Origin of the sequence: Nostoc sp. (assembly GCF_036919675.1) — a bacterium.
In the GTDB taxonomy this organism is placed as follows: domain Bacteria; phylum Cyanobacteriota; class Cyanobacteriia; order Cyanobacteriales; family Nostocaceae; genus Nostoc.
In genome coordinates this window covers 37,110-51,637 of record NZ_JBALCP010000120.1, presented here as the reverse complement: position 1 = coordinate 51,637, position 14,528 = coordinate 37,110, and the positions used below count along the sequence as shown (strand labels likewise).

Genomic DNA, 14,528 nt, shown 5'->3' with positions numbered 1-14,528 from the left:
TGATTAGTTATTGCTTGCTAAGAAAGCGTTGCAATGTTTATAGATTACTTTAAGACAAGTTTTAATTCTGTTTTGGAATCTGTTCTCAAACGTAACCCAAATCATACCGGACTTGATTACCTAGAATCACCAGACTTCTACTTTCCCACGCGGGAATCTCTGGGCAGTGTGCTTTTGGCTAAGGGTGATTATAGAGAGTTTAAAAAAGTATCCCCATTATGGGCGTTCTCTATTTGGCTTGCAGGCACTAAGCAAACATGAGGCCGCTCAAGTTGTCAAAGCCGAATTGGAAACGGCTTGGAAAGGTGATGATAAGGAGACATAACCAAAATGTCATAAAAAAATTCAAAATCATCGTTTGCGTAACCGCGGCCATAAAAGAAGTTCAACCCTTAGCCTCTTACGCCACTTGCTCCCCAACTTTTGGACGATCCTCCTTCAAGCTGGGAGAAGACCGCAGTTGCTTTCATAGCGGGTTATCCAAAAAAGTACAAGCCGACATAGCCTTTATTTGTTGCCTGACTTTGCCTTTCATATTAAAATTTGGGAGTAATGCTTCATGGTTAATGCAGTCAAACGTTCAATTCGGATATTAAAGATGCGCCCCTCCATGTCTGATTTCCTTTATCACCCTACAGAATTTATCTTCTTGCATTTCCAAACCTTTTTTGCAATGGGCTGTACTTAGGGTAGGTGGGGGGAGGCGATCGCACCTACGCGATCGCATCACTGGTTAACTATCTACTGGATGCAGAGAGCTGGCTCCTATGTCATCCTAGATTTAGGAGAGTTAATTCGGTGATGTCTTTGGTTTTAGTATTGAAGGGCTTTTTCCTTTTAGTATTTACAGACTTCTCAGAGAAATTAAAATCTCTACACAGTGATGATTTTGGAGAGAATCGATGTCAATTTATGTAGGTAACCTCTCTTATGACGTTACACAAGAGGATTTAAGTGGTATTTTTGCAGAATATGGTACTGTAAAGCGGGTTCAAGTACCTACTGACCGTGAAACTGGTCGTCCACGAGGCTTTGCTTTTGTGGAAATGGGAACTGAAGCCGAAGAAACAGCTGCCATTGAAGCTCTAGACGGTGCTGAGTGGATGGGTCGTGACCTGAAAGTGAATAAGGCTAAACCTAAAGAAGACAGAGGTGATAGAGGTTCGTTTGGTGGTAACCGAGGAGGATACGGCGGTGGCGGTGGCGGACGCTCCCGCTACTAACCTTGGAAACAAAAAAATTTACCAAGAGTCTTAAGGTCAGACAAAGAGTCTGTCTTTTTTTTGCACTGTTACTGCCTGCATAGCTATTGATAAAGTCAACTTAGTAGGAGAAATAATGACCCAAGTAATTGTAGGTGACAATGAACACATTGAGTCAGCCTTACGACGATTTAAGCGAGAAGTTTCCAAGGCTGGAATTTTTCCAGACATGAGAAAGCATCGTCATTTTGAAACGCCCCTAGAAAAACGCAAGCGCAAAGAAGTTGCCAAGCACAGACAGAGTAAGAGAAGTTTTCGTAATTAAGGACTGAAATACATATAAACGAATGCCCTCATAGATTTTATGAGGGTTTTCCTTTTGTCTATTTTAAAATCAGGAAACCTAAAGAAACGCTAAAATCAAGTCAGCCTTTGTATTGTAGCGGTTGTGTCCCACATCACTCAGAGTGCGGTTCACTGCATAAATCCTGATTGTCAACGTCCTTATCCTCAGCCTTGGGGAAACAAATTTTGCAACAGCTGTGGCGCACCGCTAGAGTTGTTAGACCGCTATGTTCCACTTCAGCCCTTGGGGTCGGGAGGATTTGCTCAAATTTACACGGTTTGGGATGAAAAAACTCAAACCGAAAAAGTTCTGAAAGTGTTGGTAGAAGATTCACCAAAGGCACTGGAATTATTTACCCAAGAGGCGGCAGTTTTATCTAGCTTGCAGCATCCAGGCGTCCCCAGAGTTGATGCCGATGGGTATTTTCACGTAAAATTGTTTAATCCCAAACCACGCCAACTGCCTTGTCTGGTAATGGAAAAAATCAATGGGCGGACTTTAGAGGAGATATTAAAAAAGTTTCCCCAAGGGTGTCCAGAGGATTTGGTTTTAAACTGGTTCGCCCAAGCTGTACAGATTTTACAGGAATTACATAAACGTCAAATTATTCACCGCGATATCAAACCTTCTAATTTAATGTTGGGAACCTCTTCGCCATCTGTAACCCCGCTTCAAGGGCAAACAGAGGGCGATCGCGTGGTACTAATTGATTTTGGAGGGGCAAAACAGTTTAGCAGCTCTAAGCTGCGTTCTCAGTCTAGTTCCACCCGATTATTTTCTTCTGGCTACAGTCCACCAGAACAAGTAACTGGAGGTATTGTCGGGCCAAATGCCGATTTTTATGCCCTCGGTCGAACGGTGATTGAACTACTAACAGGCAAATACCCGTTAGAGTTGGAAGATCAGCAAACAGGGAAATTACGCTGGCGAACTGCGGTAAATGTCAACCCGCAACTAGCTTCTTTGCTTGACGAGATGGTGCAGGAGGATGTGCGATCGCGTCCAGCAAATGCAGCTATGATTCAAAAACGGTTGGCGAAGATTTCTCGACCATTATCGCCGCCAGGGTTATTTTCCCAACTACGGAACAACGTTAAGCAAGCCTCAACGCAAGCTTCCCAGAGATTTAGATTACTAACACAAGCTATTAAACAAGCTTTAGCTAACTTTAGCCAAGCTGTAACTAAAACCGTTATTTTTATTGCTCAGGCAATCATCAAAACTTTCCAAGCTTGTTTAGCGACGATTTGGGCGATGATCCTGACTAGTATCGGCGCTTGTTTTGGTGCGATCGCTGGTTTTATTTTGGCATATCACACAAGCTTGGGTCGTCAGGTTGTGGAATTGATTTTGAGTCAGCTAAACCAATTAGTACCAAATACTCAACCCGTCTTCGGGGCAGATATTTTGGTGTTCGTCGCCGCAGGCTGGGGAACCGCATGGGGACTAACAGTATCTGGGTGTTTTGCTCAACGGCGGCGCTTTTTAGTGGCATCGCTGATGGGCATGATTAGCTATGGCTTCGGCTGGTTGATTTTGCAATTAATCACACCAAAAGACAGCGGCGAGGGCTTAGTGGCAGTGATTTTAGTGGCAGTTTGCCTACTCACCTTGAGTTTAGGTCTTCGCAGCCATCACATAGTATACGCTGTGTTCGCTGCCTTCGGCAGTGCGATCGCCTATGCAGTTTTGATTCTTTTGAGGTTAGCACCTCCGATCTTCCAATTTTCTAGTCAACCTGCCTGGTCAGAGTTATACTTGCCTCTGACTTTTTTTGGTTCTGTGGGCTTCTTGATCAGCTTCTGGTTAGGAGTGAGTTACTACCTAATTGTGCCTGGATTGCGCTTTTTTGGGTGGCGGTGAAGAAGGCAGGGAGCAAAGAGCAGGGGGCAGAGGGGCAGGGGCAATACACTTCAGTTAAGGCTTAACTCTTTATCAAAGTCAATTTTTTTAATGTAGACGCAAAGCGGCTTCCCGCAAGGTACCGCCATCGCGCAGCGTCTCGTAGAGAAGAACGCATTCGCGTAGCGTCTCGTAGAGAAGGAAGAGAAGGAAGAGAAGGAAGAAATCCTTAACTAAACTGTATTGAGGGCAGGGGAGGATCAGGGAAATGAGGGAGAAATAATCAATGCCCAATGCCCAGTGCCCAATACCTAAAAACAAGATCCCCCTAGTCGCGTTTTTCATCGAGCTAGGGGGATCACATAAGTGGTAGTCTATAAAAGGTTCGGTATACTTGCTTACGATTCGATTCTATAATCTATATTTCAGTTTGAGTAGTCTTACCATTAGAATTTATACTATTTTCACAGCTTCTTAATCAATGCTTCATCCCTGTTGTTCTTTTGGGAAGCATATTATTAAGTATGACAGTATGCAATGTGCGTAAATTGTCATTTTTGTAAATATCTGTAAAATATGAAACTTAAAATTGTTGCTACCGTCGTCCTGTTAGCTTGTTTTGGGTTTGCAGAGCAGGCCCTTGCCTTAAATCAGCTAGACTTGGATCAGTTAAAGGCAACAAGTGCCTGTCCCCGGTGTAATTTGAGTGGTGCTGACCTAACTCGACTGAATCTAACTGGAGCAAATTTGCGAGGGGCTGACTTGAGCAGCGCTACATTATCTCAAGTTAATCTCACGAATGCCGATCTCACCGGTGCAAATTTAGAAGGTGCGATTCTGAATTCGGCGAATCTCAGTGGTGCTTCCTTAACAGGAGCAAATTTGAAATCAGCATCCCTGGAAAACGCCGATCTGTCTTATGCCGGTTTGATCAGCGCCAATTTGGAAGCAGCAAACTTAAAAGATACCAAATTGCAGTTTACTAATTTTCGGGGGGCTAACTTCCGACTAACAACTCTAGCTAATGGTGTTGTCACCTCCGACAAGCCCTATGGCTGGTCGTTAGAGCGTCAAAATCCCAGAGAATGTAACGAGTTCCAACCCGAAAATACTCGAGGCACAACCTGCTATTCAAAATAACTGGCAATAGGGGATTGGGGAGCCACTGCGTTGAACGGGTTCCCCGGCTTGTACCCCTACGCGGAAGCAAGCTAGCAAAAGCGTCTCCCTTAGGAGAAGCAAGTGGCGTCATTGGATAGTTAGGAGTTAGGAATAGGACTTATGCACAATAGATCCGCCAACCCCGTTAAAAAGTTGGCTCTTTGGTTCCCTGCTTTTTAAGCTACCGTGTACACACAAGTTATCTGATTACCTAAAAGTCCTTTAAAACTTTACCCTGTCCTGACTTTAATCCCTCTCGTTACCAAGGAGAGGGGCATGTTTTGCGTAGCAAAAGCAGGGTGAGGTTTGATTGGGCTATTCGATAAACCATAAATTACATTGAGAGAGACTTGTGTGTACACGTAGTCTTTTTAAGCAGGGATCAAGGTTTCAGGTTTTCACTGCCTAAGTCATGAGGAATTATTTCTCCCCCCTGCCCTTTTGCTTCATCCTTCACTTATGGTTGTATGGCAAAAAGCATTTTGTTTGTTAACATTTCTTTATCATGGGAAAAAAGCCTATAGATTAATTAAATCGATGCTTACCCGTATTAAAGACTTAGCAGCAGAACTAGCGCCTCGCTTAATTGAAATTCGCCGCCACATCCACTCTCACCCAGAACTCAGCGGTCAGGAGTACCAAACAGCAGCCTATGTAGCTGGTGTTTTGTCTTCCAGTGGTCTGCATGTACAAGAGGGAGTTGGCAAAACGGGCGTCATTGGAGAACTGCAAGGCACTAGCCAAAATGACCGTTTACTGGCAATTCGTACCGATATGGATGCCTTGCCAATTCAAGAGGGCACCAATTTGGAATACGCCTCTGGCGCAGAGGGTATTATGCACGCTTGTGGTCACGATGTCCACACCACAGTGGGATTAGGAACAGCGATGGTGCTGTCTCAAGTGGCAAAGGAGTTGGGTGGTAAAGTGCGGTTTTTATTTCAGCCAGCCGAGGAAATTGCTCAAGGGGCAAACTGGATGATGAAAGATGGGGCGATGGAAAACGTCTCGGCTGTATTAGGGGTTCATGTTTTCCCTTCTATACCCGCAGGATCTATTGGCGTGCGTTACGGAGCATTAACAGCCGCCTCTGATAATTTAGAGATTCTGATTATGGGAGAATCTGGGCACGGGGCGCGTCCCCATGAGGCGATTGATGCAATTTGGATTGCTTGCCAAGTGATTACTGCACTGCAACAAGCTATCAGCCGGACACAAAATGCCTTGCGTCCTGTAGTATTGAGCATAGGGAAGATTAATGGTGGCAAAGCGCCGAATATAATTGCGGATAAAGTGCAGTTATTAGGAACCGTGCGATCGCTCCATCCCGAAACCCGTGCCGATCTCCCGAACTGGATTGAAAATATTGTATCTAATATCTGCCATACTTACGGGGCAAAATATGAAGTCAATTATTGCCAGGGCGTACCCAGCGTCCAAAATGATTACACGCTGACGCAATTGTTGCAATCAGCCGCAGAAGAAGCTTGGAGTAGCGATCGCGTCCAAGTTTTACTCGAACCCTCCCTTGGATCTGAAGATTTTTCTATGTATTTGGAACACGCCCCCGGTTCGATGTTTCGCTTGGGTGTAGGCTACAAAGAAAGAATCATTAACCACCCATTACACCATCCCCAATTTGAAGTTGATGAATCTGCCATTGTTACCGGGGTTGTGACTATGGCCTATGCGGCTTATAAATACTGTCAGCAAAGTTTTTAAACAAAAACTCCCAGCAGATCAGCGCTGGGAGTTTTTGTTTAACTAACCTTTTTTAGCGGATATAGAAAGCTCGAAAGCATCCTACACATTCGCTTCATTTACAACACCTAGCTTTTGTTGAATTCGGGTCTTAGCAGCTTTGAATTCAGTAGCCAGTTGCTCGCTTTGCTCAGTGCTCAAGTTGTTGCGGATGGCAGCAAACATTGTGCTTTCTTCTTGACGAATATGATCGCCAACAGCTTCCATAAGCTGTCCAACTTGATCTTTGAATTCAGATGAAGAAGGGCTGATAGCCTTAATTTGATCTAACACCCGCTTCATCTGAGCTTGTTCGTCATACAATTCTTGGGTGTTATCTTGGCCGTAGAAAGGACGTACTTTTGGATATACTACTTCCTCTTCAGCTTCGGCGTGGGCAGTTAAATCCTTGTAAATTTGACCAAAGTATTCTTGGATCTTCTGTGGATTGTCGCTTTGCAGGAGTTCGGTAAATAGGGTATTTACCTTGCCATGATCGAGGCGGATAACATCTTGGATATTTATATCCTTTTTGTCGCTGCTTTGGGTAACAGCACTACCTACCACACCACTGACTGCGGCCAAAGCGTCTTGAACACGGGCCCAAATTCCTTGATCTGCATCTTGTCCAGTGAGTTCGCGGACACCGAGAATTTCTAAAATACCTTTGAGTTGTTCTTGGTGAGCGCGGTTCTCAAAATTAACGGTATTCAAAGGTGCGATCGCTAGCAAAACGTCAGCACCAACTTTTTGAGCAGCCTTGTGAATTATCAAGCCAGTGGTTACTAGTTGATGTTTCAGCAATTCATGCTGAGATACTTTGTCATACAAGCTTAACTCAGAACTTTTGAACAATTCTCTCGATTTTTCAATGAATTCTCTCACAATATTTCTTGGTTCAGCCTGAATGCCATACTGACCAATTATGGTTTCCAGAACGCCAAGATTTTTTTCATCATCATTGATAAAATTTCGGATGCGATCAGCAATTTCGGCATCGAGTCCTTCTTTCAAAAACAGTTGTTCTTTTTCAATAACTAACTGTTGGAGTGCTTTCAGGTCTGCCAATTTCAGAGCAATAGCATTGCGTTTAGTATCATCTAATGTAGCTACCATCCGTGTTCTCCTCGGCAGTGTTCATAATTCTTAACTGATATAACTTTGACATAGAGGTTAGGGATATTCCATCTTTCTTTTGAGCGATCGCTCTCATAACTATGGGTAGAAAAACAATACTTTTAGTTACAAATTATGTGATTATACTTTTAGATAGATAATATTTAAATCTGTATTCTATCCTCAGGCGGATAACATTTTAATGCTAATTTTCTACAACCATACATCTTAAGTAGGTAGGTATAATTAAGCATAAAATAAAATCATAGTTCGTACTGAGTGATTCATCGCTCAAAACAACAATTATCAGGACTAAAGTCCTTACTACAAACTTTAATTTATTTACACCTAGCTACTAAAATAATCTAAAAACTAAAATATTAACAATTTAAGATTTTCTTAATAACGTTCTTTAAATCCACCTCAGTAGGGCGTTATTCAAATTGCTCGTGGCTATAAATCCACACAAGCTTTATGATTACACAATCAGTTGTATTGACTAAATACATTAATCTAATTTGTCCCGAAGCGCCTTTGGATACCTTAAACTCTAACTTATAAAATAACCATCCTTAAGCTAATTCAATCTTTCTAGATCAAGGTTCGTTACGAGAATTTATGGGATATTGATCCTTAATTAAACCTTCCAAAACTTTTACTAAAACCCAATAAATTTGATATCAAATGTAATCCATAGAATAATTAATGAAAATAATCCTATTATGAAACTAATCCAAAACATTGGCTCATGAATATTTCCAGTAATAATAAATTTAATAAGTTCAGGGATAAATACACTTAAATCTGCTCCAAAAAGCAATGTAAAAATCCAGAAAAATATCCGCATTTTCTTGTCACGCTTGATGTCTTTAGATTCAAAATTCTGCAACCGTTTTTCAATTTGCTTTGGTTCTGATACTTTAGCTCGTTTAAGATAACTTTCTATTTGTTTTAATGTTCGTTTTTCACTTCTAATTAGTGCGTCTTCAATTATCATTTGAGTTTTTTATTCAAATTTTTCACCACTAATACGAAGTGCTACTTTTTCTATTTCTCTATCACGAAACCATAAAGATAAGCCACCGACGTTTCCACTGTCAGATTTGTATATACTGCTTGAGAGCTTCTGGTAATCAACATCTGGTTCTGAAGATACTGTTTCAAAAACTAGTTGTGCCATACTTAGATATGCATATATTCTGATTGGTATAGAACTATGATTAACTAACTGCATCGGCATGTGACCTTTATATCCAGGATTTATAAAATCACCAGTGCAATGTATTGAAATACCTAGTACGCCACGGCGTAAATAGAGCAACCATTTAAAATCCCTAAAAAGCCCATTCCATAATACTTTTGACTTTTGACTTTTGACTTTTGACTTCCGCCTTGCGGTACTAGTCTGGCAAAACTACTTCTTCCTTTCAAATTTGCAGAAAGAAAATTTGGTAACTCTATCCACTCAAAAGTTTCAGTTATAATTAGTTCGCCGGGTTTTATTTCTAAATATTCTCCATTTAATAAATGTATTTGTTCATAAATTAATTTAGGATTATCTTTAAAGTATCTAGCTTTTTCTATATCTAATATATCTAAATACTCAAGTGTTTCATAATTTTTAAATTTCCAAAAATCATCGGAAATACGAATATCGACAGAAGAAGGTCTGATTTGTTCATTAACATTGAACCCAAGTTCACTTCTACCAACTATTTTAAGGCTTCCTTCTTCTAAAAATCTTCTGATGTCTGTGCTAGATAAGCGCATAACTTAACCTAAATTACAAACATTTCACAAAATTTCTGCTGAGGTTATATAGTTATAGCAATATGTAGGCAAAACCGCTTAGTATAAGTAGCCCCTGAAAGGGAGCGATCAGAGCTTGTAGATACTCGTTTCTCATTGTTTGCTGTTAAACAGATATATCCCCCCGTATTATCTCGTAGCCTTTTTTATAAATCAAATATGATTCCTATATTTTAGTTTAAATCTATTAAAATAGTACATTAGTACTATTAAGAATCAATCTGCTAGTCCACTACATAAACCTTTATGGTTAATTCTCCCGCTGTTTCCCCTACTTGTCTTCAACCTTTATTTCTAGTTTGGTCGAGACAGCACAAAAAGGGGATGAAATTTAATCATTCGCAGGTTGGGTAGAACGTAGACAGCCAAAGGGTAGCTTCCCGTAGGGTAGTGAAACCTAACATCAAGTTTCAATATTTCCGAACCGCTTTTACAGTGACGTGTACTCAGGCGATCGCAATGCAGCCTTGACAAACCTCACCGCAATTGTGACGATTACGCTAGAATTGTTAAAGGTTCTTTACAGAGTTTTGCTAATGATACCTAATTCTGTTACAAAAGCCTAGCATTCAAATGTAAATCTCAAAACCCCCTCTAGAGTTCACCAAAAGTTTCTATGACGCTCCCAATTCGCAACGTCGCCATTATCGCCCACGTTGACCACGGTAAAACCACCCTGGTTGATGCACTCCTCAAACAATCCGGCATTTTCCGCGAAGGCGAAGACGTTCCGGATTGCGTTATGGACTCCAACGCCCTAGAACGGGAACGGGGTATTACTATCCTGTCCAAAAATACGGCGGTTCGCTACAAAGAAACACTAATTAATATTGTTGATACTCCTGGACACGCTGACTTTGGTGGCGAAGTCGAGCGAGTACTCGGCATGGTTGACGGATGTCTTCTGATTGTCGATGCCAACGAAGGCCCCATGCCCCAAACACGCTTTGTACTTAAAAAAGCTTTGGAAAAGGGTCTGCGCCCCATCGTTGTGATCAACAAAATCGACCGTGGTCAAGCTGACCCTCACGTTGCTGTCGATAAAGTATTAGATCTGTTCTTGGAATTAGGGGCAGATGAAGACCAGTGTGATTTTACCTATCTTTTTGCCTCTGGTATGGCAGGTTTTGCCAAAGAAAGCTTGGAAGCAGAATCGGTAGATATGCAACCCCTGTTTAACGCGATTCTGCAACACGTTCCATCACCAGTGGGCGACAGCAATAAGCCTCTACAATTGCAAGTCACAACCTTAGATTATTCTGAATATCTGGGACGGATTGTCATTGGCAGAATTCACAACGGTACTATCCGCTCAGGACAACAAGCGGCTTTAGTTACAGAAGATGGCACTATTGTCAAGGGTAAAATTAGCAAGTTGATGGGCTTTGAAGGGCTGAAGCGCGTAGACCTGGAAGAAGCAACCGCAGGTTATATTGTCGCGGTGGCTGGTTTCGCTGATGCTTATATTGGGGAAACGATTACTGACCCCAATGAACCGCAAGCTTTACCACTAATTAAAGTGGATGAACCAACCTTGCAAATGACCTTCTGTGTGAATGATTCGCCCTTTGCTGGTCAAGAAGGTAAGTTGGTGACATCACGACAAGTGCGCGATCGCCTATTCCGCGAACTTGAAACCAACGTTGCTTTGCGTGTTGAAGAAACTGATTCTCCCGATAAATTCCTCGTTTCCGGTCGTGGAGAACTCCACCTGGGTATCTTAATTGAAACCATGCGCCGGGAAGGGTTCGAGTTTCAGGTATCTCAGCCACAGGTAATTTACCGCGAAGTCAACGGACAACCTTGCGAACCTTATGAACTCTTGGTGTTAGACATTCCTGTTGATGGTGTGGGTAGCTGTATTGAACGCCTGGGACAACGCAAAGGCGAAATGCAAGATATGCAACCAGGTAGTGGCGATCGCACCCAAATAGAGTTTGTCATTCCCGCCCGTGGATTGATTGGTTTCCGGGGTGAATTCATGCGGATGACTCGTGGTGAAGGCATCATGAACCACAGTTTCTTAGACTACCGTCAACTCAGTGGCGACATTGAAGCTCGTAACAAAGGCGTTTTAATCTCATTTGAAGAGGGTGTTTCTACCTTCTACGCCATGAGAAACGCCGAAGATAGAGGAGCATTCTTTATTACTCCTGGCACAAGGGTTTACAGAGGCATGATTGTGGGAGAACACAATCGTCCCCAAGATTTGGAACTGAATATCTGTAAGACCAAGCAGTTAACCAATCACCGCGCCGCTGGTAGCGATGAACTGGTGCAACTGCAAGCACCGATAGACATGAGCCTAGAGCGTGCTTTGGAATACATTGGCTCCGATGAATTGGTGGAAGTTACGCCCCAATCAATTCGTCTGCGGAAGATGTCAAAGAAGTTGGCGAAACGTTAAGTCAAGCAATAACTTAATTAATTTAGAAAGCTCGCTGATGCGGGCTTTTTATTTTGTTATTTAGATTGGATCAGATGCGTGATCCAGCAGACTGATATATTGAATTGTTTTTGGCTGCGTAATAGCATGTCTCACAAAATACTGTTATAACTGAGAAAGCTACGTAAATAGCACAAAAATACTATCAAATATTACTCTATGCATCTCAACGCAGTCTTCATTCGCTTCTATAAATCCTTCAATGACGACTTCCTCAGAAAACAGGAGAATAGAAAGCCTAAGCCTTGGGAACTTATAAATGATACTTATTACCCATATATTAAAGTTTCCATTGAACCCAAAATTACGACAATTGTTGGTGCAAATGAATCTGGAAAGTCTCACTTGTTAAGTGCTATTGAAAAGGCTATATCCGGCAAAGATATTGAGCGCAGTGATTTCTGCCGCTATTCTCCTTTTTTTACAGTTAAACAGAATGAATTAAAATATCCTGATTTTGGTTCTGAATGGGCTGAACTCTCTAAGCCTGAACAGGACAGCTTAAGAAAAATTATTCCAGAAATTCATCGGAATGCGATTATTAAGAATTTTTTCATATTTTGCAATAATGTTGATAGTTTAACGATCTATTTACCTGAAAAAGGAGAGTATACACCATACCCAATTAATGAAAAACAGGTTATTGAGTTAGACAAATTACTTCCTAGAACGTTTAGAATTGAGTCTAGTATTGCACTTCCTTCAAGTGTTCCCATTAAAAAATTAGTTCAGTTGGGTCAAGAAAATTATTTAGGTGGTAAAAAATTTGAACTTCTGGATCGAGAACAAAGAAACAAAATAATAGATGCACTTGATGTTTTTAGTGATAATCAAGAATTGATTACTAAAGTTCGCGGTCTTTGGGGTGAAAATAAGGAAGAAATTGACTCTGAAGCAGTTATGGCAATCAAGTCAATTATGTCAGCACTTGATGAAGTCGGTTTTAGTGACCCAGAGAAGGAAAGAAGAGAAAAAGAATTCAATTTAGCTTATAAATTAATTTGCAATATTGCCCAGGTTGATGCTATTGCCTTACTTGATTTAGCTAAGGCAATTAAAGATGGAATGCAAGGTTATGCAAATGGAATTATTGAAAAGATTAATCGCCAATTAGCCATTAATTTAAACTTTCCCAACTATTGGGTTCAAGATCGGAAATTCGGTCTAAAAGTTATGGCAAGAGACTATGACTTAGTTTTTACCATAACAGATAGGACAGGAACGGAATATTCATTTGATGAGAGAAGCCAAGGATTACAATACTTTCTCAGCTACTACATTGAGTACCGATCTCATGAACCACATCCAAATAAAACTGAGATCCTGTTGATGGACGAACCAGATGCTTACCTGTCTAGTCAAGCCCAACAAGACTTACTCAGAATATTTGACTTGTTCGCAAGTCCCCAAACAGGTTCACATTTAACTAATCCAATTCAGGTAGTCTACGTAACTCACTCTCCTTTTTTAATTGATAAGAACCATTCTGACCGTATTCGGGTCTTGCAGAAGGGAAATGAGGATGAAGGAACACGTGTAGTCAAAGATTTTGCCATAAACCGTTATGAACCTCTAAGGTCTTCGATTGGACCTCATATAGGCGAAACAGTTTTTATTGGTAATTGTAATTTAATGGTCGAAGGTATTGGTGATCAAATCCTCATTGCAGGAGCCGCAATATATCTTCGAGCCAATGGTGTATCTAATTTAGAAACTTTAGATTTAAACCAAATCACGATTGTTGATTCGGGAGGAGCCACACAAATTCCCTACATGGTCTATCTAGCTTGTGGAAGGCACGCTGATGAAATTGCAGCCATCGTTTTATTGGATAGTGATCAGAGTGGCAATGAGGCTAAGAAGGATTTATTAGGTAAAGGAGGTCAACATAAAAGACCTTTACTTAAAGAGAAGTTTATTCTTCAACTTGCTGATATAAAAGAAGAATTCTGCTTTTTAACTGACAATGTAACAACACAAATTGAAATAGAAGATATTATTCCCTTACAAATTTGCATCCAAGCAACAAAACTTTATTTGCAAGAGTTTCTTCTAATTGAAGAAACAGAGCTTTTATTCTTGACTGAAGATTTAATATCAAGCAATATTGCTGGTCAAACTATTTTTGATGTTATAGAACAAACTCTAAAAAACTTTCTTGATAAAAAGTTAAAAATTAGTAAGGCTGGCTTTGCTCGGAATGTTATTCGAGTAGTGAATGAGTGGTCACGAGAACGAAATTCACTGAATAAACGTGAAATCGATGCACTAGGAGTTTTTGAGCAGAACTTCAAAATTTTGTTTAAAAAGTTGAACGTCATGCAGCGCAGTGCCCAGCAGAAATTGACTAGAGAAAGATTGTCTCAAAAAATAGAGCGTCTAAAGAAGGACTTTATTGCACGCCATCCTATTTCTGGAAAACGTGAGGATGGCGTTATTTTGTTTGATGAGATTGAGGGAATTTTAGAGAGCAATATACAGAATGAATCAATTAAGGAAATTGAAGCAACTAAGAGCGAAATTCAAAATTTGCGTCGTGATTACAAGCTTGATATTGATATGAATAAATTGATTGACGACTATACTGGATTTCAGGTGGGCTTAGAAAGAATTAAGTATGCAGGGCTTTTAGCTAGTCAAGAAAAAACTCTCGATGAGGTTCAAGCAGAGAAGTCAGTTATTTCTGAAGAAGTTCTTGAAGAGGTGCAGATAGATAAACTCGTTGTGGATGGGCAAGCACAGCTGGTTAATGAGCAAGAACCTACCGTCTCCGAGCTAAAAACTGCTGAAGTTTCTGGTAATCCTGCAACTTCCAACAAAAGAAGGAAGTCCAACCCCCGCTAGTAATATTCTGCGATTGCATAGT

General features: G+C 40.9%; 12 protein-coding genes. 7 read left to right on the top strand and 5 right to left on the bottom strand.

Annotated features, from left to right (window positions below):
- The first annotated feature begins 902 nt into the window (after window positions 1-902).
- The 3 genes from V7K49_RS27060 to V7K49_RS27050 all read left to right on the top strand — a co-directional run bounded on the left by V7K49_RS27060 (window position 903) and on the right by V7K49_RS27050 (window position 3,411).
- Window positions 903-1,223, top strand: coding sequence for an RNA recognition motif domain-containing protein (locus tag V7K49_RS27060; protein ID WP_273762368.1), 321 nt, complete (start codon window positions 903-905; stop codon window positions 1,221-1,223).
- Between the two features lie 115 nt (window positions 1,224-1,338).
- The gene (gene rpsU, locus V7K49_RS27055; protein ID WP_012407716.1) at window positions 1,339-1,527 is read left to right on the top strand and encodes a 30S ribosomal protein S21; all 189 of its coding nucleotides are present in this window, start codon (window positions 1,339-1,341) and stop codon (window positions 1,525-1,527) included.
- Window positions 1,528-1,650: 123 nt separating this feature from the next.
- A complete protein-coding gene (locus tag V7K49_RS27050) occupies window positions 1,651-3,411 on the top strand; it encodes a serine/threonine protein kinase (protein WP_335208379.1) in 1,761 nt (586 codons plus the stop codon).
- Between the two features lie 87 nt (window positions 3,412-3,498).
- Here the strand turns inward: V7K49_RS27050 and V7K49_RS27045 are convergent, their stop codons facing one another.
- Window positions 3,499-3,735: a hypothetical protein gene (locus V7K49_RS27045; protein WP_335208377.1), complete on the bottom strand. Its 237-nt coding sequence runs from the start codon at window positions 3,733-3,735 to the stop codon at window positions 3,499-3,501.
- A gap of 231 nt (window positions 3,736-3,966) precedes the next feature.
- On the opposite strand from V7K49_RS27045, the gene V7K49_RS27040 reads away from it, so the two are divergent.
- Window positions 3,967-4,530 (top strand): pentapeptide repeat-containing protein, encoded by a 564-nt coding sequence (locus V7K49_RS27040; RefSeq protein WP_298909169.1) that lies wholly within the window; start codon window positions 3,967-3,969, stop codon window positions 4,528-4,530.
- A 558-nt stretch (window positions 4,531-5,088) separates the two neighbouring features.
- Window positions 5,089-6,273, top strand: a complete 1,185-nt coding sequence (locus V7K49_RS27035; RefSeq protein WP_335208375.1) for a M20 family metallopeptidase — start codon at window positions 5,089-5,091, stop codon at window positions 6,271-6,273.
- Between the two features lie 81 nt (window positions 6,274-6,354).
- Here the strand turns inward: V7K49_RS27035 and V7K49_RS27030 are convergent, their stop codons facing one another.
- The 4 genes from V7K49_RS27030 to V7K49_RS27015 all read right to left on the bottom strand — a co-directional run bounded on the left by V7K49_RS27030 (window position 6,355) and on the right by V7K49_RS27015 (window position 9,177).
- Window positions 6,355-7,407, bottom strand: coding sequence for a hemerythrin domain-containing protein (locus V7K49_RS27030; RefSeq protein ID WP_335208374.1), 1,053 nt, complete (start codon window positions 7,405-7,407; stop codon window positions 6,355-6,357).
- A 658-nt stretch (window positions 7,408-8,065) separates the two neighbouring features.
- Window positions 8,066-8,404, bottom strand: coding sequence for a hypothetical protein (locus tag V7K49_RS27025; protein WP_335208373.1), 339 nt, complete (start codon window positions 8,402-8,404; stop codon window positions 8,066-8,068).
- 9 nt (window positions 8,405-8,413) lie between these two features.
- Entirely contained in the window at window positions 8,414-8,587 is a 174-nt protein-coding gene (locus tag V7K49_RS27020) for a hypothetical protein (protein WP_335208372.1), read from the bottom strand.
- Window positions 8,588-8,700: 113 nt separating this feature from the next.
- Window positions 8,701-9,177: a dCTP deaminase gene (locus V7K49_RS27015; RefSeq protein WP_335208371.1), complete on the bottom strand. Its 477-nt coding sequence runs from the start codon at window positions 9,175-9,177 to the stop codon at window positions 8,701-8,703.
- Between the two features lie 655 nt (window positions 9,178-9,832).
- Here V7K49_RS27015 and typA point away from each other — a divergent pair.
- On the top strand, window positions 9,833-11,623 hold the full coding sequence (typA, locus tag V7K49_RS27010; protein WP_334872603.1) for a translational GTPase TypA: 1,791 nt from the start codon (window positions 9,833-9,835) through the stop codon (window positions 11,621-11,623).
- Window positions 11,624-11,821: 198 nt separating this feature from the next.
- Window positions 11,822-14,506, top strand: coding sequence for an AAA family ATPase (locus tag V7K49_RS27005; protein ID WP_335208369.1), 2,685 nt, complete (start codon window positions 11,822-11,824; stop codon window positions 14,504-14,506).
- Window positions 14,507-14,528 lie beyond the last annotated feature (22 nt).

Bases quoted from the DNA above. Each gene is read 5' to 3' on its own strand.
- V7K49_RS27060 (WP_273762368.1), top strand. From the start codon at position 903: ATGTCAATTTATGTAGGTAACCTCTCTTATGACGTTACACAAGAGGAT.
- rpsU (WP_012407716.1), top strand. From the start codon at position 1,339: ATGACCCAAGTAATTGTAGGTGACAATGAACACATTGAGTCAGCCTTA.
- V7K49_RS27045 (WP_335208377.1), bottom strand. From the start codon at position 3,735: ATGAAAAACGCGACTAGGGGGATCTTGTTTTTAGGTATTGGGCACTGG.
- V7K49_RS27040 (WP_298909169.1), top strand. From the start codon at position 3,967: ATGAAACTTAAAATTGTTGCTACCGTCGTCCTGTTAGCTTGTTTTGGG.
- V7K49_RS27035 (WP_335208375.1), top strand. From the start codon at position 5,089: ATGCTTACCCGTATTAAAGACTTAGCAGCAGAACTAGCGCCTCGCTTA.
- V7K49_RS27030 (WP_335208374.1), bottom strand. From the start codon at position 7,407: ATGGTAGCTACATTAGATGATACTAAACGCAATGCTATTGCTCTGAAA.
- V7K49_RS27025 (WP_335208373.1), bottom strand. From the start codon at position 8,404: ATGATAATTGAAGACGCACTAATTAGAAGTGAAAAACGAACATTAAAA.
- V7K49_RS27020 (WP_335208372.1), bottom strand. From the start codon at position 8,587: ATGGCACAACTAGTTTTTGAAACAGTATCTTCAGAACCAGATGTTGAT.
- V7K49_RS27015 (WP_335208371.1), bottom strand. From the start codon at position 9,177: ATGCGCTTATCTAGCACAGACATCAGAAGATTTTTAGAAGAAGGAAGC.
- typA (WP_334872603.1), top strand. From the start codon at position 9,833: ATGACGCTCCCAATTCGCAACGTCGCCATTATCGCCCACGTTGACCAC.
- V7K49_RS27005 (WP_335208369.1), top strand. From the start codon at position 11,822: ATGCATCTCAACGCAGTCTTCATTCGCTTCTATAAATCCTTCAATGAC.